Raw genomic sequence first — 23,661 nt, forward strand, 5'->3', positions numbered from 1 at the left:
CTTGTTAGTAAATTTTGGTAATATTGTAGCCATATTTTTTAAGAAGGCAATAAAATGATATGTGTCTTTGATTGTGAAACAATCCCAGATTTTGACTTGCTTCAAACTACCTTTGGTTATGAGGGCGAACCTTTGCAAATCGCACAAAGTGCCTTTAAAGAACAATTTGACAAAAGCGGGAGTGAGTTTCTCCCTCTATGCTTTCATCGTATAATAAGCATAAGCAGTGTGGTATGCGATGACTTTGGGCATTTCCGCAAAGTAGGGCACTTTGGGCAGGGATTTTTAGATTTGATACAAGAGGGCACAGATTGTCTCTCAAAAGATTTCTTAGATACTTTAGAATCTACACTTTTAAATGAATTTTGGCAGTTTTTTAATAAAAATAATCCAAAGCTTGTAAGCTTTAATGGACGAGGTTTTGATTTGCCTGTTCTTGCTCTTCGCTCTATGCGCTACAATATCAGTGCATACGCATATTTTGAGCAAAATAATCCTGCGCATAATAAAACCAAATGGGACAATTATCGCCAACGATATAGTGAGATTTTCCACACAGACTTATTTGATAGCTTAGGGCAATTTGGTGCAGTGCGCGCACTCAATCTCAACACGCTCTGTCGTATGCTTGATATGGTTGGCAAATATGATATGAGCGGTGAGCAAGTCTATCAAACTTATCTTGGTGGAGAAAATACTTTAGAAACCAAAAAAGCTGCACTTGGAACAATTAATCATTACTGCCATAGTGATGTGCTTAATACTTATTGGCTCTATTTAAAATATGAGCTGCTTAAGGGCACTTTATTAGAAAATGACTATTATGCTCTACTTGTGGAGTTTTGCGAGAAACTCCCTAAAGACAAGCCTTATTCAGATATTTTTACACATACGCTTAAAAAGCATATAGAATCCTATAAAGTAGATTCTTAAAAAAGGAAAGTAATGAATACACCTTATATTACCAAAAATGGCGAAATCACTACCAAAGCCCAACTTATCTCCGAGATAGAGCAACTTCTTAATATAATTCCTGCTTCGCATACCACACTTTCTCCTGCAGTTATGGATACTCTCTCTTGTGTAGATTTAGAAAATGTGCGTGATAATCTCTTACAAAAAAGCAATGATGTAATTGCACAAAATAAACAATGGCTTTTAGGACTTGTCAATGAGTAAGCTTCGTGTTGGTATTATTAATTATGGTGTAGGGAATCTCGGCAGTGTGCAAAATGCTTTTGCTTTTATACAAACACATTTTAGCGATGTATTACCACACACACTTGAAATAAAGGTAGAATCTCACCCTGAAAGGCTACAAGATTACGATAAACTCTTATTGCCGGGTGTTGGAGCATTTGGCAATGCAATGACACATTTAAAAAACACTCATTTAGATGAGGCTATCAGAGAATTTGTCCAAAGCGGCAAATTCTTAATTGGGATTTGTTTAGGTATGCAACTGCTTTTTGAGCAAAGTGAAGAATTTGGCAATCACAAAGGATTAGGACTTATTGAGGGCAAAGTAGTAGGATTTGAACATATTGCACCACTAAAAGTGCCACATATTGGGTGGAATAGCTGTAATTTTACTCCTGAAGGCAAACATTCAAAGCTTTTTAGGGGTATTGCTGATGGAAGCTTTTTTTATTTCGTGCATAGCTTTCATATTCAAACACAACCTCAATTTATCCTTGCTCAATGCACCTATGGCTATCCTTTTGGTGCGATTGTCCATAAAGATAATCTTTTTGCCATACAAGCTCACCCCGAAAAAAGCCATAACGTAGGTTTAAGGCTTCTTGCAAATTTCCTTACCTTATGAAACATTGCTTTTCCATTTACCTAGTTGTTGTTTTAGTTAATTATAGTAATGGAAAATTTTTATTATTTGTAAGGAGAAAAATATGATTGATTTAGCAATTATCGGTGGTGGTCCAGCTGGACTAAGTGCAGGTTTATACGCAACAAGAGGCGGTATTAAAAATGTAGTGCTTTTTGAAAAAGGTATGCCCGGCGGACAGATTACAGGAAGTAGTGAAATAGAAAATTATCCGGGTGTAAAAGATATTGTAAGTGGTATGGAGTTTATGGAGCCTTGGCAAGAGCAATGCTTTCGCTTTGGATTAACTCATAAAATGAGTGAAGTCAGCCAAATCACAAAGAAAAATGATATTTTTTACATTCATCAAACCGATGGAAGTATTGATGAAGCAAAAGCAGTAATTTTTTGCGCTGGTGGTAGCCCAAAAAGAGCAAATCTTAAGGGAGAAGATGAGTTTTGGGGTAGAGGTATAAGCACTTGTGCTACTTGTGATGGATTTTTTTACAAAGACCAAGAGGTTATTGTGCTCGGCGGCGGTGATACAGCTCTTGAAGAAGCAGTATATCTTAGTCGGATTTGCTCTAAAGTGCATTTGGTGCATAGAAGAAATGAGTTCCGCGCTGCGCCCAGCACAATTGAACACGTAAAGAAAAATGATAAGATTCACATTGTTACTCCCGCAGTTGTTGAGGAAATCAAAGGCGATAAATCGGGTGTAACGAGTGTGCTGATTAAACATACAGATTCAAATACAAATGAGGAAATCCCTGTTATGGGAATCTTTATTTTTGTAGGTTATAATGTCAATACAGCTACGCTCAAACAAGATGATGGCTCAATGCTTTGTGAATGCGATGAATATGGCAGTATCAAGGTAGATTTATCAATGAAAACAAGTGTAGAAGGTCTTTTTGCAGCTGGAGATGTCCGCACTCTTGCTCCCAAACAAGTTGTATGCGCAGCTGGAGATGGTGCAACTGCGGCATTACAAGCTATTGCATATTTAGAACATAAGTAATATTATATATTTTATAGAATCTATTACATTTAAGGAGAATATATGCTAAAAGTAGGGATTTTTGGCGCTACGGGACGCGTAGGAAAGCTACTTATTGAAGAAATACTTAATCACACTCACTTCAATCTCTCAAGTGTATATGTGCGCAATGAATTACAATATTCGCTTCCCTCAAGCACAATGGTAACAAAAGACTTTGAAATATTTTTACAAGCAAGCGATGTGATTATTGATTTCTCTTCACCCGAAGCGACAAAAGCACTTCTTGAAGTCGCTCTCTCTTATCCAAAACCGCTTGTTATAGGCACAACAGGTTTAGATAATGACATACAACATCTCCTTGAAAATGCCTCACATACAATGCCTATACTCTATGCAACAAATATGAGTAAAGGGGTAGCAATGCTCAATAAAATTGGCGCATTAGTGGCTGCAACATTAAAAGAAAGTGATATAGAAATCTGCGAGATTCATCATCGCTACAAAAAAGATGCGCCTTCTGGGACTGCCCTTACTCTTGCTCAAAGCTGTGCGAAAGCAAGGAATCTCAAATTGAGCGATGTGCGCATAAGCGGACGCAATGGAAATATTGGTGAAAGAAATTCTAACGAAATTGGCGTAATGAGCCTACGCGGAGGTGATGTTGCTGGAAGACATACAATTGGATTCTATCTTGATGGTGAATATTTAGAGCTTACTCATAATGCTACTTCTCGCCTTACTTTTGCTAAGGGTGCACTTGATATGGCAAAATGGATTGTAACACAAAAAAATGGGCTTTATAGTATTGAGGATGCACTTGAGATTTAAGCTTTAAATTTGCTTGTTGGTTTTGTTACTATACAATCGCAGATACAAAACATAATGAGGATAAGGAATGGAAAGCTGGAACGAAGAGTGCGCCATTGTGGGCGTATATAATGTTGATAATGCAGCACTCTTAAGCTATTATTCACTCTTTGCAATGCAGCATAGGGGGCAGGAAGCAAGTGGGATTTCCGCAAGTAATGGCACAAAAATCACAACTATCAAAAATACTGGTTTAGTAACTAAAATTTTTACACAAAAGCGACTTGATAAATTGCAAGGTCGCTCAAGTATTGGACACAATCGCTATTCAACTGCAGGTGAAGATTCTATAAATGACACACAACCTATTTTTGCACGATATGATTTAGGCGAAATGGCAATCGCACATAATGGGAATCTCACAAATGCCAAAGAAGTGCGCGAGATGCTTATTAAAGAGGGAACAATATTCCAAAGCTATCTTGATACTGAAAATCTCATTCATCTGATTGCACGAAGTAAAAAAACATCGCTTACTGATAGAATCATTGATGCTTTAAGCTACATTGATGGAGCGTATTGCTTTGTATTTCTTTCACGGAGCAAAATGTTTGCTATTCGTGATAGGTATGGATTGCGCCCACTTAGCTTAGGCAAAATACAAAACGAAGACGGAAGCACAGGCTATGTTGTAGCGAGTGAAAGTTGTGCATTTGACCTTATAGGTGCGGAATTTGTCCGAGATGTCAAAGCAGGTGAGATGATTATTTTTGATGGAGCGTATGCCTTTCAAGATTCTCAACCCAAAAGTATTCAAGTCTTTGAACCAAAACCGCATTTTTGCGTATTTGAATACATATATTTTGCACGTCCTGATAGCAATGTGTTTGGACATAATGTCTATCAAGCACGCAAACAAATGGGTATAGAGCTTGCTAAAGAACATCAAATTCAAGCAGATATGGTAATTCCTGTGCCAGATTCTGGTGTGGCTGCAGCTATTGGTTATAGTAAGCAAAGCGGAATTGATTTTGAGCTAGGATTTATCCGCAATCACTATGTAGGAAGGACATTTATTGAGCCAACGCAGCAAGAGAGAGAGCTTAAAGTTCGCCTTAAACTCAACCCTATCAGAGAACTTATAGCTAATAAAGATATTATTGTCATTGATGATTCTGTGGTTAGAGGCACGACAAGTAAGCAAATTATTAAAATCTTGCGTCAAGCGGGGGCAAGAAAAATTCATCTACTTATTAGCTCTCCGCCTACGATTTCGCCGTGCTTTTATGGTATAGATACGCCCAATAAGGAGCAACTCATTTGTGCTAATAAAAGTATTGAAGAAGTGTGTAAGCATATCGGTGCAGATTCTCTAGGTTTTCTCTCCCTTAGCGGTTTGACCAAAAGTATAGGCGAAAACAATTCTTTATGCAAAGCGTGTTTTGATGGACATTATATTGATGATTATACCACAGGTGCAGCAATCCCTGCCGCTTTAAAATCCTCTCATTAAAGATATATAATGCGTGTAATGTTAAGTATAGGGCGATATTTTAAAAGACGTTTTGGCACAAGGGTAAGAAAGATTCCTATTTCTTTACAAGGATTTACTTGTCCCAATATCGATGGAAGCCTTGCCAAAGGCGGCTGTATCTATTGTGATAATGAAAGTTTTTCACCCAGTCTCATTAAGCTTGATAAAATTTCTGAAGTCAAAATGAATTTTTCACTTACTCATAATCCCCTACTTCAAAAACAGCTCAAGCAGCTAGAAGAGCAGTTCTATTGGCACTCTGAATTTCATCAAAGAAAATTTGGTGTGTGCAAATATATGATATATTTTCAATCATACACAAACACTTATGCGCCTTATTCCACGCTCAAAGCCCTCTATGATAAAGCACTAAGTTTCCCAAATGTCGTAGGTTTAAGCATAGGCACACGCATTGATTGCGTAAAAGATGAAGTGCTGGAACTTTTAGGCGAATATGTCAAAAAAGGCAAAGAAATTTGGTTAGAATATGGAATCCAATCGGTGTATGATAACACTCTAACAATCACAAACCGCGCTCATAGTATTGCAGGAGCTAAAGAGATGTTTGCAAAAACTCGTGAAAAAGGTGTGAAAGTCTGCGCACACCTTATTTATGGATTACCCGAAGAAACCCCTCAAATGATGCTCTACTCGCTAGAATCTGTGTTAGAATGGGGAATTGATGGTATTAAAATTCACCCTTTATATGTTGTCAATGGCACGCGTCTTGCTAAACTTTATAAAGATGGGAAATATGAGCCAATCACAATGGAAAGCTTTAGTGATCTTATTGTGAAATCTTTACAAAAAATCCCACCTGATGTAGTCGTGCAGAGAATCAGTGCAGGAGCACACGATGAATCTTTACTTGCTCCTAAATGGTGTTTTGATAAAAACATTCAAATGCGCTATCTCCGCGATAGGCTTAAAGAAGTAGGAATAGAATATTAGAATCTTTTTTGCCCAATGTTTAAACCTCATCTCATTGCTCACAAAAGGAAGGAAGTCTCATCCAAAACCCGTCAATTCCTCTTTCACTTTCTTTGCCATTTTGACATTTAACCCCTGTGGGAATGCCATCTTCAAATGTAATTTCCATAATTGTATTACCCTCTTCATCATAAAAGCTCGCTACGTCCTGTTTGCGGTTATTTTTATATAATACTTGAGAAAAAAGCTTACCATTTTCATAATACCATTTCTCAATACCCTCTCTATAGCCATTTTTATATGGAGTTTCAATCCAAAGATTCCCGCTTTCATAATAGTTTTTCTCAATACCGTCTCTATTACTATTTTTATATGGGATTTGCTGCTTAAGTTTGCCATTGTCGTAGTAAGATGAGCATACGCCATCTAGTTTGTCTCTTTTATATGATTCCTCATTTTTAATATTTCCATTCTCAGAATACCATTTGTGTATCCCTTCTCTTTCATCATTTTTGTATGGTCTTTCACTTTCAATCTTGCCATTCTCAAAATACCATTTTTCAACGCCATTTTGCTCGCCATTTTTATAAGGTGTTTCACTTTTAATCTTTCCATTTTTATAATAACATTTTCTTACACCTTCTCTTTTGTCTCTCTTATATGGCACTATACATTCAAGTTCCCCGCTTGGATAATAAAATTTTGCGCTGCCCTCTGCCTTATTGTTTTTATAAGGAATTTCAAATCCAAGCTTCCCACTTAAGCGATATTCTTTTTGAATGCAGCCCCTTTCTCTATCTTCCTCATCTGCGCATTCTTTAAGTGAGCAGCCCTCAAGCATAAATGCACCATATAGCAAGCACACAAGCAAATAAGCTTTTGCATTTTTCTCCTTTGATTCATACAAATTTCGCATAGTTTCACCTCCATTATTTAAGATTCAAAAAGTTTTTTTAATCTTGCCTTGCCAAATTCTACACCCGGCTGGTCATAAGTGTTAATTTCAAAAAGTTGTCCCATACACGAAGTGAGTATTTCAAAATATGCTATAAGTATCCCTACACTTTCCTCACACAAACTCATTACCTCAATACAATCTGTGAGAATCCCCTCATTTTCTATTGTCTGCATCGTAGCAATACGTTGATTATTGAGCAAAGTTGCAAAACTTTGTGTATTTACAAAGTTTGTAGATTCTAAAAATGGAATTTGAAGATTTGGAATGCTTGGCTGTGCGCTATGAGTAGGATTAAGGCTTAGAAAAGTTACGCTTTTATCACGCACGCCTTGCACGATGAGCTGCAAAAATGAATGCTGGTCAATGCTCCCAATAAGCGCAATAGGTGTAAGCCCTACTCTTTCTCCCATAGCATTGATTTTACCCAAACTCTCTCCCCATAGTTGCACATACCACGCATTAAAATGTGTAAAAAGACTTGAATATGAAAATAACACATTCATAGAGATATGATTTTTATGAGTAAAATAAGTGAGAGCTTTGTGCAAAATATGCTCTTCTTTGCGCTCAAAAAATCGTTGTGTAATGCCTGCTGCTCCCCGCAAAATCGCTCGCGTATCAAAGCCTAGAATGCTTAAAGGCAAAATACCAACCATACTTAATACTGAAAATCGCCCTCCTACATTTGGTGGGATTCCAAAATATGTTAGTTTCTCTACTTTTGCCCAATGCTCAAGTGGAGAATCCCTATCGGTAATAACAAGCAAATGTCGTTTGCTTTGCACATTTTGGAGTAAATTATATTCTTCAAGCACAAACTTAAGCAAAGATGAAGTCTCAATAGTCGTGCCCGATTTAGAAATAACAATAAAAAGTGTATTTTCACGCTTAATACCCTGCAAACTCTTGGTAATACTAATAGGGTCAGTATGTTCTAAAAATGAGAGTTTAAGCTTATTGCGATGAGGCAAATGCTCCAGCATAGAATCTATGGCTTTAAGCCCAAGTGAACTCCCACCAATGCCAATAATCACCAAGTGAGAGAGAGTTTGCAAAAATGCTTTATTATCATTCACAAAACAAGAAGATTCATCAACTGCCACCTCTGTAAAAGGCAAATCATAATAGCCACTTTTTTGACTATCTCGTTCCTCGCAAATACTCTCAAAAAGCGTATCACATACTTTTTGATGCTGTGTTTGAAAATGCAGTGAAAACGCTACCATACTTTTTTATGTCCTACATACATATACACTCATATCTACAAGGCGATGAGTATAACCCATCTCATTATCATACCACGCAAGAATCTTTGCGCTTTTATCAATAGCTATGCTCTTATCAGACACAATGATTGCGCTCGCACTTGAGCCAATAAAATCACTTGATACCCTTTGCTCATCATCAACGATAATAAGACCTTTCATTGCCCCCTCTTGAGCTTTATAAAATGCTTCATTGATACTTTCTTTGCTCACTTTACTTTTAAGATTTACACTTAAATCCACAAGACTCACATCAGGAGTTGGCACACGCACAGAAATCCCATTAAGTTTTCCCGCAAGATGAGGTAATACAAGCCCTATTGCTTTTGCTGCTCCTGTGCTCGTAGGAATCATATTTAATGCTGCTGCACGTGCTCGGCGCAAGTCTTTATGTTTGACATCAAGGAGATTCTGATCATTTGTGTAACTATGAATCGTGCTCATCAAACCATTTTCTATACCAAAGTGAGAATCAAGCACTTTCACAATGGGTGCAAGACAATTTGTGGTGCAAGAAGCATTTGAAATGACACTTTGCCCTTGATAATTTGTGTGATTAACGCCATAAACAAATGTGGGCGCATCATCTGCAGGAGCAGATATGATGACTTTTTTAATATTATCTTTAAGATGAAGGCTTGATTTTTCAAGGGAATTAAATTTGCCTGTGCATTCTAGCACACCCACAGCTGCACCAAAATCAAGATTTCTAGGATCTCTATCGCTTACAATCTTAACATTTTTGCTTTTGCCAATACATAAAGTCTGTTTATCTATTTTTTCTATGTCATAGCTCCTATGCACAGAATCATAACGTAGCAAATGCACAAGTGTATCAATATCTGCTGTAGTATTCATTGCTACAAGCTCCACATCATCGCGTTGTCCGATAATTCTCGCTGCACAAAGTCCTATACGCCCAGTGCCATTAATTGCGAGCTTAATCGCCATATTTTCTCCTTTTATCAAATATGCCCAGCAAGGGTTTGAATATATATTTTAACATAAAAAAGCCCATTCTCCACCTTTTGGCTTGATTTCTCTGGCAAATGAGTGTAAAATGCCCATTCCAAAATGTGTCTGCTCTACTTTTTGTCCTCGTAGCTCAGCTGGATAGAGCACACGATTCCTAATCGTGAGGTCATGCGTTCGAATCGCATCGGGGACACCACAGCTTTTAGGTTTCAACTTCCTCAACCTTCGGGAATCCCGACTTTAAATTAATCAAATCTGGTCTATTTCTAGGATTACTTCCCCATTGTTTAAAAAAGAAAGCAATATCATATTGTCTACATTGTTCATACAAATCTTCTACCCATTCATATTGCATACTTCTTGCTTTTTTTGGGTTTTCAGGGATATTCTCTCCTCCGACAACAACCCAATCAAGCTTGTCCTTATAAGATTGTAAATCAATCCCACTCATCATAGGCTCAATCATCGCAAAAATTTTCACCTTTTCACCCAAATTTTTTTTAACCTCTACAAGCGATGGCATACGCTTGCCAAACATAGCTTGATCTTCAGCTGATATACCAAACCAAATATGCTTTGTATCATCTGTATTTACTATATTGTTTTTCACACTCTCTAACATTCGCTCCGGTCGTTTAGTGAGCACTTGGAAAATCAAATCCTTACGCTTAATCATATACTCAAAAACAAGAGCTAAATCTTGCGAGTCTATATCCTCGTGGAATAAATCACTCATATTGCATACACAAACCTTAGAACCGCTTGGATACATATTTGTGTTTAGTATTTCTTCTAACATACTTTTATGAAATACAACTTGCTCCCACCCATAATAATATTTAGGTGTTTCAATCAAATGTTCAGTATTTTTGCATTCACATACTATATGCAATTTATCGCCTTCTTCACTCATCGTAATATCTTTACATTTAGGGGTACACTTACTATAATCAAGTTTATTTATAGTTTTATCAAGCTCGCTTTTTGATGTAGCTTGCAATTTCTTAGTCATAGTCATAGCATAGCAATAATCACACGCTGGGGATATTTGGGTGCAACCTGTAATAAAATTCCAAACTTCTGTATAATGCAACCTACCCATTGCCTTACCTCTCCCTGCATTATAAAGCTTCTTTGCTTTATGTTAAACCTCCTTAATAAATCGTTTAATATTCTGTTTTTTTAACTCTCTTTGAGCATTCTTTTAGCAAGTTTTTTTGCCTTATTCACCTCATCATTTCTTACCAAATCTCCATAAATAGCATTCACATATTCCTCATAAGCAAGTTGTGAACTAAAGGGTTTTTGTGAGCTCACTACTTTCTGATACTCCCCATTGCTTTGTAGTTCATACATTTGGACGTTATCATTAAGCTGCATTTGGAGAATCTCCATTAAACGTTTGCTCATCTGTGTATTTAAGCTTGGTGTGAGAATCTCCACACGTCGCTCTAAATTACGAGGCATAATATCTGCTGAAGCAAAATATACGCCTACTTTATCATTCTTAAAATGATAGATTCTAGCGTGTTCAAGGTATTTTCCAATGATTGAAAATACACGAATATTTTCACTCACACCCTTTATACCCGGACGCAAGGCACATACACCACGCACAATCAAATCAATCTTTACTCCAGCTATTGATGCTCCATAAAGTGCACGTATCACATCAATGTCTATAAAAGCATTTGCTTTCATAATAATGCGCCCTTCACTTCCCATTTTCTTTTCGTGTTCAATAAGCTCTAAAATTTTAGTCTTAATCTGTGTAGGAGCAATCAATAAATGACTAAGCTTGGTGCGATATGAAGAACCTGTAGAGAGAGAGTGGAAAAGTTTAATTGCATCTTTTGCAAAAGACTGATTGCAAGTTAAGAACGAAATATCAGTATAAATTTTTGCAGTGCTAGGATTATAATTTCCTGTGCTTAAATGCACATATTCTTTAAGTGTATTGCCAATTTTTTTAATCACAAGCGCAATTTTGGCATGCACCTTAAGTCCGGGCACACCATAAATAACGTGTGCTCCAGCAGATTCTAAAGAATGCGCCCAATACAGATTATTTTCTTCATCAAATCGTGCTTTTAACTCAACCAACGCCGTTACTTGCTTATTATTTTCAGCTGCCTGTATGAGAGCTTTAACAATAGGTGAATTTTTTCCTACACGATAAAGTGTCATACGAATGGAGAGCACATCAGGGTCTTTTGCTGCGCTCTGAATAAAATTCACTATTGGATCAAAGCTTTCATAGGGGTGGAAGAGCAAAATATCATCATTTTCCATTGTAGAGAGAATCTCTCTACTCCCGTGTAATGGTGGAAGTGTTTTTGGATTAAAAGGTGGAGTGGTAAGATGAGCATATGCCTTGCTCCCTACCAACTCCCACAATCCACTTAAATTGAGCGGAATATGATAAACATAAACATCTTTAGCATCAACTTTTAAATGAGAATTAATAAAATCTAAAAGGCTACTATCTTTATCTGCACCTATCTCAAGACGCACTACTTCACCTTTCCTACGAGTTTTAAGCCCCTCACTCATAATCTCTATAAAATCATCTGCCTCTTCTTCTTCAATTTCCATATCCGCATTACGCGTGATTCTAAAAGGAACATAATTGAGAATCTCATATTCTCCAAACAATTCACTTGCAAACTCACCTACAATATCTTCAACCGCTATAAACACGCCGCTTTCAATCTCCACAAAACGCGAAAGCAAACGCGAGATTCTTACCATAGCAAATTTTACACTCCCCTCTTGTGTATCTTTAAGTTTAAGCGCAATGGCAAAACTTAAATTATTTAGATGAGGAAAGGGGTGTGTAGCATCTATTGCCACAGGCACAATCACAGGATACAAATAATTAATAAAAAATTCGTGCAATCGCTTTTTTTGCTCATTATTTAACTGATTGACTTGTTTAATGTGCATACCTTCCTTTGCTAAGCCACTTTGAATCTCCTTAAAAACACTCTCAAGCATATTTTTTTCTTTATCAAGGTATTCGCGTATACTTTTAAGCTGCTGCAATGGCGTAAGTTTATCTGCGCCCACTTCGGTAATTCCACTTGCATACAAACGTTTAAGCCCTGCTACGCGTATCATATAAAATTCATCAAGATTTGTCCCATAAATTGCTACAAATTTTAATCGCTCCAAAAGCGGAATATTAGTGTTTTTAGCTTCATTAAGCACACGTGTATTAAATTTGAGCCACGAAAGCTCACGATTAAAATACATTTTTGAATCATTAATTGTCATATTGCCCCCTTAATGTCGTAATATAATTTCATTGTATCTCAAATTCACATTAAAAATGCTTCCTTTGTGTTTGATTCTCTCAATAATTTTATAAACATTGGCAAAATTGTTTCAAATTCTATAAAATTTTAGAAAAATATTTAAGGGAAATAAATGATATTTTGATTATAATGCACGTCATTTTCAAAACTAAGGAGAACAAAATGAAAAAATATCTACTTTCGCTACTTTGTGTAGCAGGACTTAGTCTTAATGTGCAAGCTGCAAGTATTGCAGGGTTTGAAATAAGCCCTGAAATCGGATTTGCTGCAGGACAAACAAAAATCGATAGTGCGAATCTAAAAGATTATAGTGCATTTGGGCGTATATGGCTTGGTGCTTTTGATTTTGTTGTAGCTCCGCAAGTCAAATGGGATTTTAATTCGCATTCAAACTCTGATAATGATTTTAGAAATTTACAATATGGTATCTCAGCTGGATATAACATTGGGCTCATTATCGCACGATTAACACCTTATATAGGAGTGAATCACTCAAGTTTTAATAAAATTTATAAAGATACTATTGCTTATAATGCAGGGTTAAAGCTTAAATTTGATCTTATTCCTATTTCACTTGGTTTACTCTATACTTATCAAAAACCAGAGCTTGATACTCCCTTAGGCAATAAAGAGAAAATGCAAACTATTCAAGCACTTATTGCCTTGCATTTCTAAGATTCTATATTTATAGAATCTTAACCCTCTTGCTTAATCACCAAATGGCTTAGCAAAGAGGGGAGCAACTTACTTTTGGAGCTTTATATGGCTTTAGATTCTCATCAGCTCATTACATTTTTGCAATCTCACAATGAACTGACTATTATTGATGAACCTCTTGATATTTATCTGCAAATTCCTCAGCTTGCCTATCTTGAAGTTAAAAAACCAACGAGCAAGGCTCTTCTTTTTACAAATCCTATTTGTGCTAAAAGTGGAAAAACCTTTGATATACCCGTGCTTATGAATATTTTTGGCTCACATCAAAGACTTAACCTCCTCGTTGATAAGCCAATTCCACAAATTGCTACTCACATACAACATCTTTTGCGCTTTAGCCCACCTAAAGGTATAAAAGAGATTTTCTCTCGGCTTAAAGAACTTGCTCACTTGCGCTTTGTTTTTCCTAAATACACGAAATCTAAAGGTCTATGCCAAGATACTATTATTATAGGTGAAGAAATTAATCTTTTTAATCTCCCCATTCTCACAACTTGGGAACACGATGGGGGAGCATTTATTACTATGGGGCAAGTTTATACCCAAAGCATTGATGGCAAAGCAAAAAATTTAGGTATGTATCGTCTGCAGGTCTATGATGAAAAACATTTAGGATTACATTGGCAGATTCATAAAGATTCTCAACATTTTTTTCATCAATATAAACAAGCAGGGGAAAAAATGCCTGTGAGTATTGCTCTTGGCGGCGACCCACTCTATATTTGGTGCGGACAGGCACCTTTACCTATGGGTATCTTTGAACTAATGCTCTATGGCTTTATCCGCTCTAAAAAGCCTGTGCTTTGCCCGTGTATCACTAACCCACTCTTTGTGCCAAATGATGTAGATATTGTTATTGAAGGTTGGGTAGATACTACACAAATGCGAGATGAGGGACCATTTGGCGATCATACAGGATTCTATACGCCCATTGAACCTTATCCTGTGCTTGAAGTGAGTGCAATCACGATGCGAAAAAAACCTATTTTTCCTGCTACAATCGTTGGCAAACCTCCGCTTGAGGATAAATATATGGGTTATTTAACAGAGCGCGTATTTTTGCCATTATTACAAACTACTGCACACGGATTAAAGGATTATCATATGCCCGAAAATGGCGTATTCCATAATCTTATTTTTGCAAAAATCAAGCCTGATTATCCTTCGCATAGTAAGCAGATTATGCACAATTTTTGGGGAGTGGGGCAAATGAGCTTTGTAAAACACGCTATTTTTGTTGATGAAAATGCACCCGAACTGACAGATTATGAAGCGCTTGGCACTTACATACTTGAGCGCTTCTCTCCTAATAATCTGCTTATTACAGAGGGAATCTGTGATGCACTTGATCACGCAAGCCCACATTTTGCTCACGGAGGAAAGCTTGGTGTAGAAGCTATTACACCCGTGCATAAGCCTTCATTTATTGCTCTTAATGATGAGTGCTTATGGAAGAAATTTGCTCCACTTTTTCCTCAAGCCACTGCTTTAAAGCAATATTTTACTCACACGCCCAATCCCATTTGTATTGTAAGTGTGGTAAAGCAAAGTCATCTCTTTACAGATTTAAATGAGAATCTTAAAGGTTTTCAAGCTTTACAAAACTGCTTAAGTATTATTATCTTTGTAGATTCGCATAAAAATCATCTCACAAACCCTTATATGCTTACTTGGCGGATTGTTAATAATATTGATGCAAAGCGTGATATTCTTATTGTTGAAAATCTTGTTTTTATTGATGCAACCGATAAATCAACCTGTGATGGACATCTGCGCGAGTGGCCCCAAGATACAAATTGTAGCCCATCTGTCATCGCCACATTAAAGAAAAAGGGACTTATTGATGATATAGATGATGAATTTTTAGAGCATTTTGGTATCTTACATTAAAATATGCTTAAGTTAATAAAAATTTAAGTTTCTTTACTCTAGAATCCCCTTTCCAAAATTATTTAGAATCTAAGGGAAAATAATGGAATTGACAAAAATAGCAACACAAAATGACATCAATCGTCAGTGGATTGTGCTTGATGCAAAAGATAAAGTCTTTGGTCGCCTTATCACAGAAATAGCTACTCTTTTACGAGGCAAACACAAACCTTGTTTCACACCTCATATTGATTGTGGCGATTTTGTAGTCATTATTAATGCCACAGAAGTAAAATTCACAGGTATGAAACTCAAAGACAAAGAATACTTCACGCATTCAGGTTACTTTGGCAGCACTAAGAGTAAAACACTTCAAGAAATGTTAGAAAAAACTCCCGAAAAACTCTATCATCTTGCGGTGCGAGGTATGCTCCCCAAAAACAAACTTGGACGAGCTATGCTTAAAAAACTCAAAGTTTATCGCGGCAGTGAGCACCCACACAGCGCTCAAGTCGCTAAAAGCTCAAAATAAGGAATACTATGGCAAAAGTTTATGCAACAGGAAAAAGAAAAACAGCAATCGCGAAAGTTTGGCTTACTTCTGGGAGCGGTAAGCTCAATATCAATGGGCAAAGTCTCAATGACTGGCTTGGAGGACACGAAGCTATTAAAATGAAAGTAATGCAACCGCTTATCCTTACCAAACAAGAAAAATCAGTGGATATTCACGCTGTTACACTTGGTGGTGGATATTCAGCTCAAGCAGAAGCTTTGCGACACGGCATTTCAAAAGCACTTAATGCCTATGATGTTGCCTTCAGAGCGATGTTAAAACCAAAAGGACTTTTAACACGAGATTCTCGTGTGGTTGAACGAAAAAAATATGGAAAACGAAAAGCACGCCGAAGCCCACAATTCTCAAAAAGGTAAGATTGCAGTGGAAATTCTCTCTCAAAGTTTTGGCGAGTATCAGACAAATTGTTATATTTGCAAATTTCCTCAAGGAGAGATTGTTATTGATGCAGGAATGGGGGCGCATAATTGGGTTATAGAAAAATGCCCCTCTCCGCTTGCTTTCCTTAATACGCACGGTCATTTTGACCATATTTGGAGCAATGCTACACTTAAATCTCACTTTCCCAATGTGCCATTAGTTTGTCCCGCGCTTGATGCATTTATGTTAGAATCTGATTGCTTTGATATAGGCGTAACTCCTAGCACTCCAGATATTCTTACACAATGTCAAAAAGGCACGCAAAAACTTGATTTTAAAGGTATTGAAGTAATATTCTCTCATTTTCCCGGACACACCCCGGGTTGCTCTATTGTGGAGATTGAGGGAGAAATTTTTAGTGGTGATTTTATTTTTCATCGCTCCATTGGGCGGAGTGATTTTACTTACTCAAACTCAATGGATATGAGAGAATCTCTGATACGCTTTAGCTCTTTACCCTCAAATCCAAACAAAACAATCCACCCCGGACACGGAATTTCAACAAATCTTGCTGAAGAACAACGCAATGTCAGTTTTTGGATTAAACAGCTAGAACATAGTTTATAATTAGGAATACTTTTTGCTTTTTCATCTCAAATTAACATAAAGGGGTATTTATGGATATAACGACCATTGGTGGGCTAATTGGGGCGATTATAAGCCTTTGTGTTGGGGACTTTCTTGAGGGAGGTAACCCCCTGCATCTTATCCACATAAGCTCACTGATTATTATCATACCTACCGCTATGTGTGCTGCCTCAAGTGCTACACACGCCACACATATCAAAGGTGCAATGAAAGAGCTCAAAATCGTTTTTGGTTCAACAGGAGTGAATCTCAATGAAATAATACGACAGCTTGTAGAACTTGCTACACTCGCAAGAAAAGATGGTGTGCTTGCACTTGAAGGAAAGGCGGCACAAATTGAAGATGACTTCTTGCGTCAATCCCTTTCAATGATTATTGACGGACGAGATGCTCACGCTGTGCGTGAAGATATGGAAGTGCAAATAGAATCGCTTGAAGAATATTATAAGGGTTGCTCACACTTTTGGATTCTCTATGCAGAAACTTGTCCTACAATGGGGCTAGTTGGAGCGGTTATGGGACTTATGCTTGCCCTCCAGTTGCTTGATGACCCAAAAGCGATGGCAGCAGGTATTGCGGGTGCATTTACCGCGACCGTTACAGGGATTTTCTGTTCTTATGCACTTTTTGGACCTTGGGGACATAAAATGCACTCTAAAAGCGCAGATATAATAAGGGGACGTATGGTTGTTTTAGAAGGTGTTGTAGGTATTGCTAATGGTGATAACCCTCGCAACCTTGAAGAGAAATTACTTGGATTTATTCCACCCGGTGAGCCTAAAATCTCACAATTTGAATAAGATAGATTAAGAGTGCAAAATGGCTAAAAAGAAAAAATGTCCAGAGTGTCCTGCAGGAGAGAAATGGGCTGTTCCATATGCAGACTTCCTCTCACTTTTATTGGCACTCTTTATTGCGCTATGGGCGATTTCATCTACAAGCAATGCGGATTCTGAATTGCTTAAAACCGAGTTTGTTAAAATTTTTGATTTTACGCTTACCTCTCCACTCAATTCTGACCAAGATGATGTTAATGATTCTGAAACAGAAAATGAAAGTGGGGCAATAAGTGAAAGTTCATCGGTTACTTCAGCAGAAATAGAACAAATGGCAGAAGAAGGCGGAATTTTAGAGCAAATGGAAATGGGTATGTCATTGCGCCTCCCTTCTAATCTTTTCTTTGATTCTGGTAGTGCAGAGATTAATAATAGCGATGTATTTTTGTATCTCCAACGAATGAGTGCTATTATCAAAAAACTGCCCGATTATGTAAAAATTGATGTGCGAGGCTACACAGATAATGCACCACTGCCCGTTGGTTCACGCTATAAAGATAATTATGAGCTCTCCTCTGCACGAAGTTTAAGCGTGATGAAAAATCTTATTAAAAATGGTATTTCTCCCGAGCGAATCTCATTTTCTGGCTATGGAGAGCATCAAGCGATTGCACCTAATGATAGCGCGCTCAATCGTGCAAAAAATAATCGTGTAGAGATATTTTTCTTTGTCGATCCAAAAGATGCACCTGTAACGCAATCTATTTTAGAAGAAACTCTGCAAAACTCGCAGCAGTAATCCCATTATCCTTAAGCAACTCTTTTAGATTTTTCGTTATAATTGTAGCTTTAAATTTATTTGATGGAGGGGAATAATGAATTTGCTTTTAACGGGGGGGGGGGCATAAGCTATATTCTTATACATCGCATTCTTCAAATCACATTACGCATCACAAGAGCAGCACACTTTCTAACCGCTTAAATGCGAATCTCATACAAAAAATAATCTTTCACACACCATTTAATACAAAGGTATTAGCGATTTGGTTGCTTGTATTTTGGTTTGCAGTTGCTTGTTATGGCGATAATACAAATACATCTGAAATTATGGGTAAAAAAATTGCGGAGTGTGTAAATGAACACTTAGAGAAAAAGTATAATTATGCAAGAAGTATGGGTGCGCTATATATAGGACATTGCATTGTTAAATATGAGGAAGAGTTTAATCATAGTGAATATAGCAGTATAATAAAAGTAATGTATAAAAATATTATTATTAAGTAAATATTGTTTTATATTAAAATAAAAAGCAAACTTATAGACACAAAAAGAAATTAAGGGAGTTTGCGAAAGTAATTTATGCAAATTTAGCAGAATCTTTATAATTTATTGATTGTTTTAAGATAATGTCATACGTGGCACAAGTTTTGCTACTAAAGTAACAGAGCAAGAATAAAGGAGTTTAATATAAAGTATGGGACAAGCTTTATGCCTATTGATTATTTTAATTGGATTACTCATTATCCATAGGAAGAAAAAATGACAGAGAAGCGTTATCCTAAAGCACAAGAATCTAAAAAGTGGAATGAATTAAACACAGAAGAGAAGGCACAAGTAAAAAAGAATTGGATAAGAGATATTTTGACAGGATTTGTCATTCTTTTAATTTGTTTTGTAATGGCGATGGATTATGAGTTTAATAAGAAGTGCATTGTGCAAAATGGAGCAACTAAGTGCTATAAAAAATAAACAGCAAAAAGATTGGGACAATTAATTTATAAAATAGATTCTAAAACAATCCCTTTTGCTCCAAAAAAGGAATATGCAAAAGCTCATAAGTCTTTGGGCTTGCCACTCGCCCCTTTGCTGTGCGCTCCAAATAGCCATTTGCTAAAAGATAGGGTTCAATTACATCTTCAATAGTTGCCTCATCTTCACTCATCGCAGCGGCAATGGTATTTAACCCTATAGCTTTGCCTCTAGATTCTGCTAAAATTGCCAAATAACGCAAATCAAGCTCATCAAAGCCTAGTTCATTCACACCTAGCTCATTAAGCGCATAACGGACACATTCAAGGCTTATTTCACTTTGATTTCTCATATCCTGTGCATATTCACCCACATCTGCAAAGTCTCTCACACGCCTAAGCAATCGCAAAGCAATACGAGGTGTGCCTCTTGATCGGCGTGCAATTTCATCTGCACCGCTTTTTGAGAGGCTTCTGCCTAGCTTTGAAGAAGCACAAATCACAATAGCAGAGAGCTCCTTTGGTTCATAAAATTGCAATCTAAAGCTCATACCAAATCTATCACGCAACGGATTTGAAAGCATACCTGCGCGTGTAGTTGCGCCAATAAGCGTAAAAGGAGCTAAGTCAATTTTAAGCGTTTGCGCAGCAGGACCAGAGCCAATAATAATATCAAGGCGAAAATCCTCCATTGCAGGATAGAGAATCTCTTCAATCGCAGGGCTAAGACGATGTATTTCATCAATAAATAAAATATCTCCCTCATTAAGATTTGTTAAAATCGCCGCCAAATCGCCAGATTTTTCAATCATAGGCGCAGCACTGACTTTGATATTGCATCCCATTTCGTGTGCGATAATATGGCTAAGCGTAGTTTTACCAAGACCGGGTGGTCCAAAAAACAAAATATGATCTAGGCATTCTTTACGCTTTTTACTCGCCTCAATAAACACTTTGAGATTTTTTTTAATCTTTTCTTGCCCGATATACTCCTCCCACACATTTGGACGCAAAGATAACTCTTGGACACTTTCAAAGCTATATTTTTCCATATCTACGACACGATTTACTTTCTCACCCTCTCCTAAACTCATCATTTTCTCAATGGTGATTTTCTCCATAATCTTACCTCTTAATAGCTCTCTTGGGCTTGTGGAAATGCTTGAGATTTTACATCTTTGGCATACGCTCTTATGGCATCTTTAAGTATCGCTTTACCATCACAATAGCGGCGCACAAATTTTGGCTTAAACTCATCAAAAAAGCCAAAAGCATCGCTCCATACAAGAATCTGCCCATCACACTCCACACCTGCACCAATGCCAATCGTTGGAATCTCTAAAGCTTGTGTAATGCGTGCACCAGATTCCGATTTCACTCCCTCTATCAAAATCCCAAAAACCCCAGCTTCTTGGAATGCAACAGCGGCTTCTATCAATTCTTGAGATTCAACCTCATCTTTGCCCTTTATTTTAAATCCTCCATCAAAGCGCATAAATTGGGGTTTCAAGCCAATATGTGCCATTACAGCAATCCCTTCTTCACATAGTACTTTCACCACAGGTAATTTATCAATGCCTACTTCAAGCTTAAGTGCATCTGCTGCAGTGTTTTTATAGAATCTAAGCGCATTTTTTAATGCCATATTTGGTGTAGCATAGCTACCAAAAGGCATATCTGCAATGATGAAAGAATGCTTAGCGCCTTTGCACACTGCCTTTGTATGATAAATCATCTCTTGCATACTTGCACCTAATGTTTCATTCTCTCCACCAAAACTCATTTTCAAGCTATCACCTACCAAAATCACATCAACTTCACCATCAAAAATGCGTGCCATAAGCGCATCATACGCAGTAATTGCTGTAATTTTTTCAATCCCTTTTTTTGCCTTGAGTGTAGCTATACTCATTTTTTTATCCAACATTTCTCCTCCTTTGCATTTTGTGATGTTTAAGATTCCCAATGCAATAATATCACGCCGCATACTACCATAGCAACACCTATATATCCTAAAAAATCTAATTTTTCTTTAAAAAACACATAACCCCCAAATATCGTGCCAATAATTCCTATCGCTCCCCAAGTAGAATACGCTACACTTAGTGGCATACTCTCAAGTGCTAAAACCAACACGCTAAAAGCTGCCCACACCATAAGAATACAGCCTATGGTGTAGCCCTTATGTGTAAAAACATTAGATTTTTTAAGAAACAAATTTGCAATTACATCTAAAATCGCCGAAATTATTACATATATAAATGCTAAAGTCATCTAGCCCTCCATAGAATCTATCTTTGATTCACGCTTAATTTCGGCATAATTGATTAAAGCAATGCCGCTAATGGACAATACAATGCCAATCTTTTGTATAAATGAAATCTCTTCGCCAAAATAAAATACACTAATGCACACCACACAAATCGCACCTAACACTTCCCATATCGCATATGCTACACCCACAGAAATACGCTTTAATGAGAGAGCCATAAAATAATAAGAAAGCACAAGCAACACATACATACACATAAGCCCCCAAATCTCTCCCTCACTTGCTTTCATTAAATTCACTGCAAGCACTTCAGTCAAAATAGCGAACATCAAAAATAAATAACTTTTTTTTAGACTCACTTTTTCTTCCTTTGGTGTTTTATTTTTTGAGAAGAAATAGGTTTTTGCACAAAAACAAATAATCCTAAAAATATGCTTATAACTAGCATTACAAGACTTAGAATCTGCCCCATTGATAAGCCAAATACAAAATATCCCATTTGCGAATCTGCTTCACGAAAATACTCACATACAAATCTTGCTAGCGCATAAAATACACCATACGCGACAAGAAGAGTGCCCGGCTTTTTTGCATAACGCAATAAACAAATAAGAAGAATAAATACTATAATGCCCTCGGCAAAAGCTTCAAAAAGCTGACTTGGATAACGCAATTCTCCATTTACAAGAATTCCAATATCTCGCAAGGAGCTATCACTTTCAATTACCCGTCCAAAAAGCTCGTGATTAAAAAAATTTCCTATGCGTCCAAAAACATACCCTAATGGAATTGAAATAGCAGATAAATCCATAAATATCCAAAAAGATTGCTTTTTAACATAGCAAAATATAATAGCCGCGAGGACAAACCCCGCCATTGCCCCGTGATAACTAAAACCACTGATACCTACAAATACTCCATTGGTGTAAGGATTAAACATTTGCCACGGCTGCATAAGATATTCCCAACGATTAGGCGAGTAAATCAACACATAACCAATGCGTCCGCCTAAAATAACACCAATTTCCACCCAAATAAAAAAACTATCCAATAATTCTTGGGTGATAGGAAAACGCTCATTGCGATATGTAATAAATGCTTTTGCAATCAAAAGTGCGATAAGCATTGCGCTCACATACATAATGCCATACCAATGCACACTTATATCAAAAATTTTAAATGCAATAGGATTAATATAATCGTAGATTCTATTCCATACACTATAAGTCTCCAAAATTATTCCTCCATAATTTTAATCTTAAATTCATCAATCATATCAATCTCTTCAAAAAACATAAATAATCGCAAATCATCAACAACAATCTCAATTTTTACTCCATCTACACTTTTGAGCTTGAACAAAAAACCTAATACATAAGAATTGATTGGATAGGCTTGAACAAAGTAGATTCTAAGTATATTATCTGCACTTGATAGAATCTGCGGCAAAAGGTTTTCAAGCTCCGCCTTGAAAGTCAAAAATGCGTCATAGGTTTTAAGTTTCCCAGTGCTGCGCACCATTTGCAAATCATTAATGGTTTCTATATTAAGTCCCATATTTTTACCTCTTGCTTTTTTAATAACATTTAATTATAACAAAGCTTTATTGCAAGGGATTAAACATAAGGTATATAAAGTGTAAGCATAGCAGCTTTTTTTGCATAATTCACACGCCTACGAACTTTAGCGCCCATCGCTTTTATAATGTGTTCCCCCCTTCCGCCTAAAATATTTTTCTCTCTCAAATGGCACTTATAATGAGGATTAAAAGGATAAAGAATCTTTATTCTTACTTGCTCTACCCCTACTTCAAGAAAACAGGAAAATCGCTGTTGCTGACGCAAAGATTGTATATAATTTATTTTTTTATTATATATATTCATTTTAGGCATACAAGTAATGCTATGTTCAATAATATTGCTCACGCTTTCAAACATTACAAGCCCTATTTTGTCAATGATTATTTCTTTGAAAGGTTTAAATCTAAGTGTTTTAACAAGCTGAGATTCTACCCATACAATACTTTTATCAATTCCTGCAAAATCAGCTTGAAACACTGCTTTATGATGCCTCATATCTTTATATA

Annotated in this window: 29 protein-coding genes and 1 tRNA gene; 17 read left to right on the forward strand and 13 right to left on the reverse strand. The window is 36.8% G+C overall.

Annotated features, from left to right (window positions below):
• Positions 1-54 precede the first annotated feature (54 nt).
• The 7 genes from HH_RS02425 (at position 55) to HH_RS02455 (ending at position 6,117) form a co-directional block, all read left to right on the forward strand.
• The gene (locus tag HH_RS02425; RefSeq protein ID WP_011115326.1) at positions 55-933 is read left to right on the forward strand and encodes a 3'-5' exonuclease; all 879 of its coding nucleotides are present in this window, start codon (positions 55-57) and stop codon (positions 931-933) included.
• A gap of 12 nt (positions 934-945) precedes the next feature.
• Complete coding sequence (locus HH_RS02430) at positions 946-1,179, forward strand: hypothetical protein (protein ID WP_041308982.1); 234 nt, start codon at positions 946-948, stop codon at positions 1,177-1,179.
• Complete coding sequence (gene hisH / locus HH_RS02435) at positions 1,172-1,825, forward strand: imidazole glycerol phosphate synthase subunit HisH (protein ID WP_011115327.1); 654 nt, start codon at positions 1,172-1,174, stop codon at positions 1,823-1,825. The genes HH_RS02430 and hisH overlap by 8 nt, the downstream gene beginning before the upstream one ends.
• An 82-nt stretch (positions 1,826-1,907) precedes the next feature.
• Positions 1,908-2,843 carry a thioredoxin-disulfide reductase gene (gene trxB, locus HH_RS02440; RefSeq protein ID WP_011115328.1) on the forward strand — a complete coding sequence of 312 codons (936 nt, stop codon included), beginning with the start codon at positions 1,908-1,910 and terminating at the stop codon, positions 2,841-2,843.
• 42 nt (positions 2,844-2,885) lie between these two features.
• Positions 2,886-3,653, forward strand: a complete 768-nt coding sequence (dapB, locus tag HH_RS02445; protein ID WP_011115329.1) for a 4-hydroxy-tetrahydrodipicolinate reductase — start codon at positions 2,886-2,888, stop codon at positions 3,651-3,653.
• 67 nt (positions 3,654-3,720) lie between these two features.
• The gene (gene purF, locus HH_RS02450; protein WP_011115330.1) at positions 3,721-5,145 is read left to right on the forward strand and encodes an amidophosphoribosyltransferase; all 1,425 of its coding nucleotides are present in this window, start codon (positions 3,721-3,723) and stop codon (positions 5,143-5,145) included.
• 9 nt (positions 5,146-5,154) lie between these two features.
• Positions 5,155-6,117 (forward strand): TIGR01212 family radical SAM protein, encoded by a 963-nt coding sequence (locus tag HH_RS02455; RefSeq protein ID WP_011115331.1) that lies wholly within the window; start codon positions 5,155-5,157, stop codon positions 6,115-6,117.
• Positions 6,118-6,148: 31 nt separating this feature from the next.
• Here HH_RS02455 and HH_RS09160 read toward each other — a convergent pair whose 3' ends face one another.
• Genes HH_RS09160 through HH_RS09790 form a run of 4 tightly spaced genes read right to left on the reverse strand, consistent with a single transcriptional unit; the run spans position 6,149 to position 9,441 of the window.
• Positions 6,149-7,012, reverse strand: coding sequence for a toxin-antitoxin system YwqK family antitoxin (locus HH_RS09160; RefSeq protein WP_011115332.1), 864 nt, complete (start codon positions 7,010-7,012; stop codon positions 6,149-6,151).
• A 17-nt stretch (positions 7,013-7,029) separates the two neighbouring features.
• Positions 7,030-8,280 carry a glucose-6-phosphate isomerase gene (locus HH_RS02465; protein ID WP_011115333.1) on the reverse strand — a complete coding sequence of 417 codons (1,251 nt, stop codon included), beginning with the start codon at positions 8,278-8,280 and terminating at the stop codon, positions 7,030-7,032.
• A 6-nt stretch (positions 8,281-8,286) separates the two neighbouring features.
• Positions 8,287-9,270: a type I glyceraldehyde-3-phosphate dehydrogenase gene (gap, locus tag HH_RS02470; protein WP_011115334.1), complete on the reverse strand. Its 984-nt coding sequence runs from the start codon at positions 9,268-9,270 to the stop codon at positions 8,287-8,289.
• Between the two features lie 48 nt (positions 9,271-9,318).
• Complete coding sequence (locus HH_RS09790) at positions 9,319-9,441, reverse strand: hypothetical protein (RefSeq protein ID WP_264357602.1); 123 nt, start codon at positions 9,439-9,441, stop codon at positions 9,319-9,321.
• Here HH_RS09790 and HH_RS02475 point away from each other — a divergent pair.
• Positions 9,414-9,490: transfer RNA gene (locus HH_RS02475), tRNA-Arg, on the forward strand. The two genes, HH_RS09790 and HH_RS02475, sit on opposite strands and share 28 nt — an antisense overlap.
• Before the next feature lie 6 nt (positions 9,491-9,496).
• Here HH_RS02475 and HH_RS09310 read toward each other — a convergent pair.
• Positions 9,497-10,396 (reverse strand): DUF5131 family protein, encoded by a 900-nt coding sequence (locus HH_RS09310; protein WP_011115336.1) that lies wholly within the window; start codon positions 10,394-10,396, stop codon positions 9,497-9,499.
• Positions 10,397-10,476: 80 nt separating this feature from the next.
• Positions 10,477-12,570 (reverse strand): RNA degradosome polyphosphate kinase, encoded by a 2,094-nt coding sequence (locus HH_RS02485; RefSeq protein ID WP_011115337.1) that lies wholly within the window; start codon positions 12,568-12,570, stop codon positions 10,477-10,479.
• Between the two features lie 203 nt (positions 12,571-12,773).
• Here HH_RS02485 and HH_RS02490 point away from each other — a divergent pair, with 203 nt between their 5' ends.
• The 9 genes from HH_RS02490 (at position 12,774) to HH_RS02530 (ending at position 19,304) form a co-directional block, all read left to right on the forward strand.
• On the forward strand, positions 12,774-13,286 hold the full coding sequence (locus HH_RS02490) for a hypothetical protein (RefSeq protein WP_011115338.1): 513 nt from the start codon (positions 12,774-12,776) through the stop codon (positions 13,284-13,286).
• 87 nt (positions 13,287-13,373) lie between these two features.
• Positions 13,374-15,218, forward strand: coding sequence for a menaquinone biosynthesis decarboxylase (locus HH_RS02495; RefSeq protein WP_011115339.1), 1,845 nt, complete (start codon positions 13,374-13,376; stop codon positions 15,216-15,218).
• Between the two features lie 82 nt (positions 15,219-15,300).
• Positions 15,301-15,729 carry a 50S ribosomal protein L13 gene (gene rplM, locus HH_RS02500; RefSeq protein ID WP_011115340.1) on the forward strand — a complete coding sequence of 143 codons (429 nt, stop codon included), beginning with the start codon at positions 15,301-15,303 and terminating at the stop codon, positions 15,727-15,729.
• An 8-nt stretch (positions 15,730-15,737) separates the two neighbouring features.
• A complete protein-coding gene (gene rpsI, locus HH_RS02505; protein ID WP_011115341.1) occupies positions 15,738-16,127 on the forward strand; it encodes a 30S ribosomal protein S9 in 390 nt (129 codons plus the stop codon).
• Between the two features lie 7 nt (positions 16,128-16,134).
• The gene (locus tag HH_RS02510; protein WP_034366025.1) at positions 16,135-16,758 is read left to right on the forward strand and encodes an MBL fold metallo-hydrolase; all 624 of its coding nucleotides are present in this window, start codon (positions 16,135-16,137) and stop codon (positions 16,756-16,758) included.
• Between the two features lie 50 nt (positions 16,759-16,808).
• The gene (motA, locus tag HH_RS02515; protein ID WP_011115343.1) at positions 16,809-17,579 is read left to right on the forward strand and encodes a flagellar motor stator protein MotA; all 771 of its coding nucleotides are present in this window, start codon (positions 16,809-16,811) and stop codon (positions 17,577-17,579) included.
• Between the two features lie 19 nt (positions 17,580-17,598).
• On the forward strand, positions 17,599-18,354 hold the full coding sequence (gene motB, locus HH_RS02520) for a flagellar motor protein MotB (RefSeq protein ID WP_011115344.1): 756 nt from the start codon (positions 17,599-17,601) through the stop codon (positions 18,352-18,354).
• Between the two features lie 248 nt (positions 18,355-18,602).
• The gene (locus tag HH_RS02525) at positions 18,603-18,839 is read left to right on the forward strand and encodes a hypothetical protein (RefSeq protein ID WP_011115346.1); all 237 of its coding nucleotides are present in this window, start codon (positions 18,603-18,605) and stop codon (positions 18,837-18,839) included.
• Positions 18,840-19,094: 255 nt separating this feature from the next.
• Positions 19,095-19,304, forward strand: coding sequence for a hypothetical protein (locus HH_RS02530; protein WP_011115347.1), 210 nt, complete (start codon positions 19,095-19,097; stop codon positions 19,302-19,304).
• A 40-nt stretch (positions 19,305-19,344) separates the two neighbouring features.
• On the opposite strand, the gene ruvB is transcribed toward HH_RS02530, so the two are convergent.
• Genes ruvB through HH_RS02565 form a run of 7 tightly spaced genes read right to left on the reverse strand, consistent with a single transcriptional unit; the run spans position 19,345 to position 23,650 of the window.
• A complete protein-coding gene (gene ruvB / locus HH_RS02535) occupies positions 19,345-20,397 on the reverse strand; it encodes a Holliday junction branch migration DNA helicase RuvB (protein WP_041309272.1) in 1,053 nt (350 codons plus the stop codon).
• Positions 20,398-20,435: 38 nt separating this feature from the next.
• Positions 20,436-21,230, reverse strand: coding sequence for a 3-methyl-2-oxobutanoate hydroxymethyltransferase (gene panB / locus HH_RS02540; protein WP_011115349.1), 795 nt, complete (start codon positions 21,228-21,230; stop codon positions 20,436-20,438).
• A gap of 26 nt (positions 21,231-21,256) precedes the next feature.
• Positions 21,257-21,577 carry a DMT family transporter gene (locus HH_RS02545; protein ID WP_011115350.1) on the reverse strand — a complete coding sequence of 107 codons (321 nt, stop codon included), beginning with the start codon at positions 21,575-21,577 and terminating at the stop codon, positions 21,257-21,259.
• Positions 21,578-21,934 carry a DMT family transporter gene (locus HH_RS02550; protein WP_011115351.1) on the reverse strand — a complete coding sequence of 119 codons (357 nt, stop codon included), beginning with the start codon at positions 21,932-21,934 and terminating at the stop codon, positions 21,578-21,580.
• Complete coding sequence (lgt, locus tag HH_RS02555; RefSeq protein ID WP_011115352.1) at positions 21,931-22,809, reverse strand: prolipoprotein diacylglyceryl transferase; 879 nt, start codon at positions 22,807-22,809, stop codon at positions 21,931-21,933. The genes HH_RS02550 and lgt overlap by 4 nt, the downstream gene beginning before the upstream one ends.
• Before the next feature lie 2 nt (positions 22,810-22,811).
• Complete coding sequence (locus HH_RS02560) at positions 22,812-23,132, reverse strand: hypothetical protein (protein ID WP_011115353.1); 321 nt, start codon at positions 23,130-23,132, stop codon at positions 22,812-22,814.
• A 59-nt stretch (positions 23,133-23,191) separates the two neighbouring features.
• Positions 23,192-23,650, reverse strand: coding sequence for a hypothetical protein (locus HH_RS02565; protein ID WP_138091917.1), 459 nt, complete (start codon positions 23,648-23,650; stop codon positions 23,192-23,194).
• Positions 23,651-23,661 lie beyond the last annotated feature (11 nt).

It is taken from the genome of Helicobacter hepaticus ATCC 51449 (genome assembly GCF_000007905.1).
Lineage (GTDB): Bacteria > Campylobacterota > Campylobacteria > Campylobacterales > Helicobacteraceae > Helicobacter_C > Helicobacter_C hepaticus.

Bases quoted from the DNA above. Each gene is read 5' to 3' on its own strand.
- motA (WP_011115343.1), top strand. From the start codon at position 16,809: ATGGATATAACGACCATTGGTGGGCTAATTGGGGCGATTATAAGCCTT.
- HH_RS02560 (WP_011115353.1), bottom strand. From the start codon at position 23,132: ATGGGACTTAATATAGAAACCATTAATGATTTGCAAATGGTGCGCAGC.
- panB (WP_011115349.1), bottom strand. From the start codon at position 21,230: ATGTTGGATAAAAAAATGAGTATAGCTACACTCAAGGCAAAAAAAGGG.
- HH_RS02565 (WP_138091917.1), bottom strand. From the start codon at position 23,650: ATGAGGCATCATAAAGCAGTGTTTCAAGCTGATTTTGCAGGAATTGAT.
- hisH (WP_011115327.1), top strand. From the start codon at position 1,172: ATGAGTAAGCTTCGTGTTGGTATTATTAATTATGGTGTAGGGAATCTC.
- HH_RS02455 (WP_011115331.1), top strand. From the start codon at position 5,155: ATGCGTGTAATGTTAAGTATAGGGCGATATTTTAAAAGACGTTTTGGC.
- HH_RS02425 (WP_011115326.1), top strand. From the start codon at position 55: ATGATATGTGTCTTTGATTGTGAAACAATCCCAGATTTTGACTTGCTT.
- trxB (WP_011115328.1), top strand. From the start codon at position 1,908: ATGATTGATTTAGCAATTATCGGTGGTGGTCCAGCTGGACTAAGTGCA.
- gap (WP_011115334.1), bottom strand. From the start codon at position 9,270: ATGGCGATTAAGCTCGCAATTAATGGCACTGGGCGTATAGGACTTTGT.
- HH_RS02495 (WP_011115339.1), top strand. From the start codon at position 13,374: ATGGCTTTAGATTCTCATCAGCTCATTACATTTTTGCAATCTCACAAT.
- purF (WP_011115330.1), top strand. From the start codon at position 3,721: ATGGAAAGCTGGAACGAAGAGTGCGCCATTGTGGGCGTATATAATGTT.
- HH_RS09160 (WP_011115332.1), bottom strand. From the start codon at position 7,012: ATGCGAAATTTGTATGAATCAAAGGAGAAAAATGCAAAAGCTTATTTG.
- dapB (WP_011115329.1), top strand. From the start codon at position 2,886: ATGCTAAAAGTAGGGATTTTTGGCGCTACGGGACGCGTAGGAAAGCTA.
- HH_RS02490 (WP_011115338.1), top strand. From the start codon at position 12,774: ATGAAAAAATATCTACTTTCGCTACTTTGTGTAGCAGGACTTAGTCTT.
- ruvB (WP_041309272.1), bottom strand. From the start codon at position 20,397: ATGAGTTTAGGAGAGGGTGAGAAAGTAAATCGTGTCGTAGATATGGAA.
- rpsI (WP_011115341.1), top strand. From the start codon at position 15,738: ATGGCAAAAGTTTATGCAACAGGAAAAAGAAAAACAGCAATCGCGAAA.
- HH_RS02485 (WP_011115337.1), bottom strand. From the start codon at position 12,570: ATGACAATTAATGATTCAAAAATGTATTTTAATCGTGAGCTTTCGTGG.
- HH_RS02530 (WP_011115347.1), top strand. From the start codon at position 19,095: ATGACAGAGAAGCGTTATCCTAAAGCACAAGAATCTAAAAAGTGGAAT.
- HH_RS02430 (WP_041308982.1), top strand. From the start codon at position 946: ATGAATACACCTTATATTACCAAAAATGGCGAAATCACTACCAAAGCC.
- rplM (WP_011115340.1), top strand. From the start codon at position 15,301: ATGGAATTGACAAAAATAGCAACACAAAATGACATCAATCGTCAGTGG.
- HH_RS02465 (WP_011115333.1), bottom strand. From the start codon at position 8,280: ATGGTAGCGTTTTCACTGCATTTTCAAACACAGCATCAAAAAGTATGT.
- HH_RS09310 (WP_011115336.1), bottom strand. From the start codon at position 10,396: ATGGGTAGGTTGCATTATACAGAAGTTTGGAATTTTATTACAGGTTGC.
- HH_RS02545 (WP_011115350.1), bottom strand. From the start codon at position 21,577: ATGACTTTAGCATTTATATATGTAATAATTTCGGCGATTTTAGATGTA.
- motB (WP_011115344.1), top strand. From the start codon at position 17,599: ATGGCTAAAAAGAAAAAATGTCCAGAGTGTCCTGCAGGAGAGAAATGG.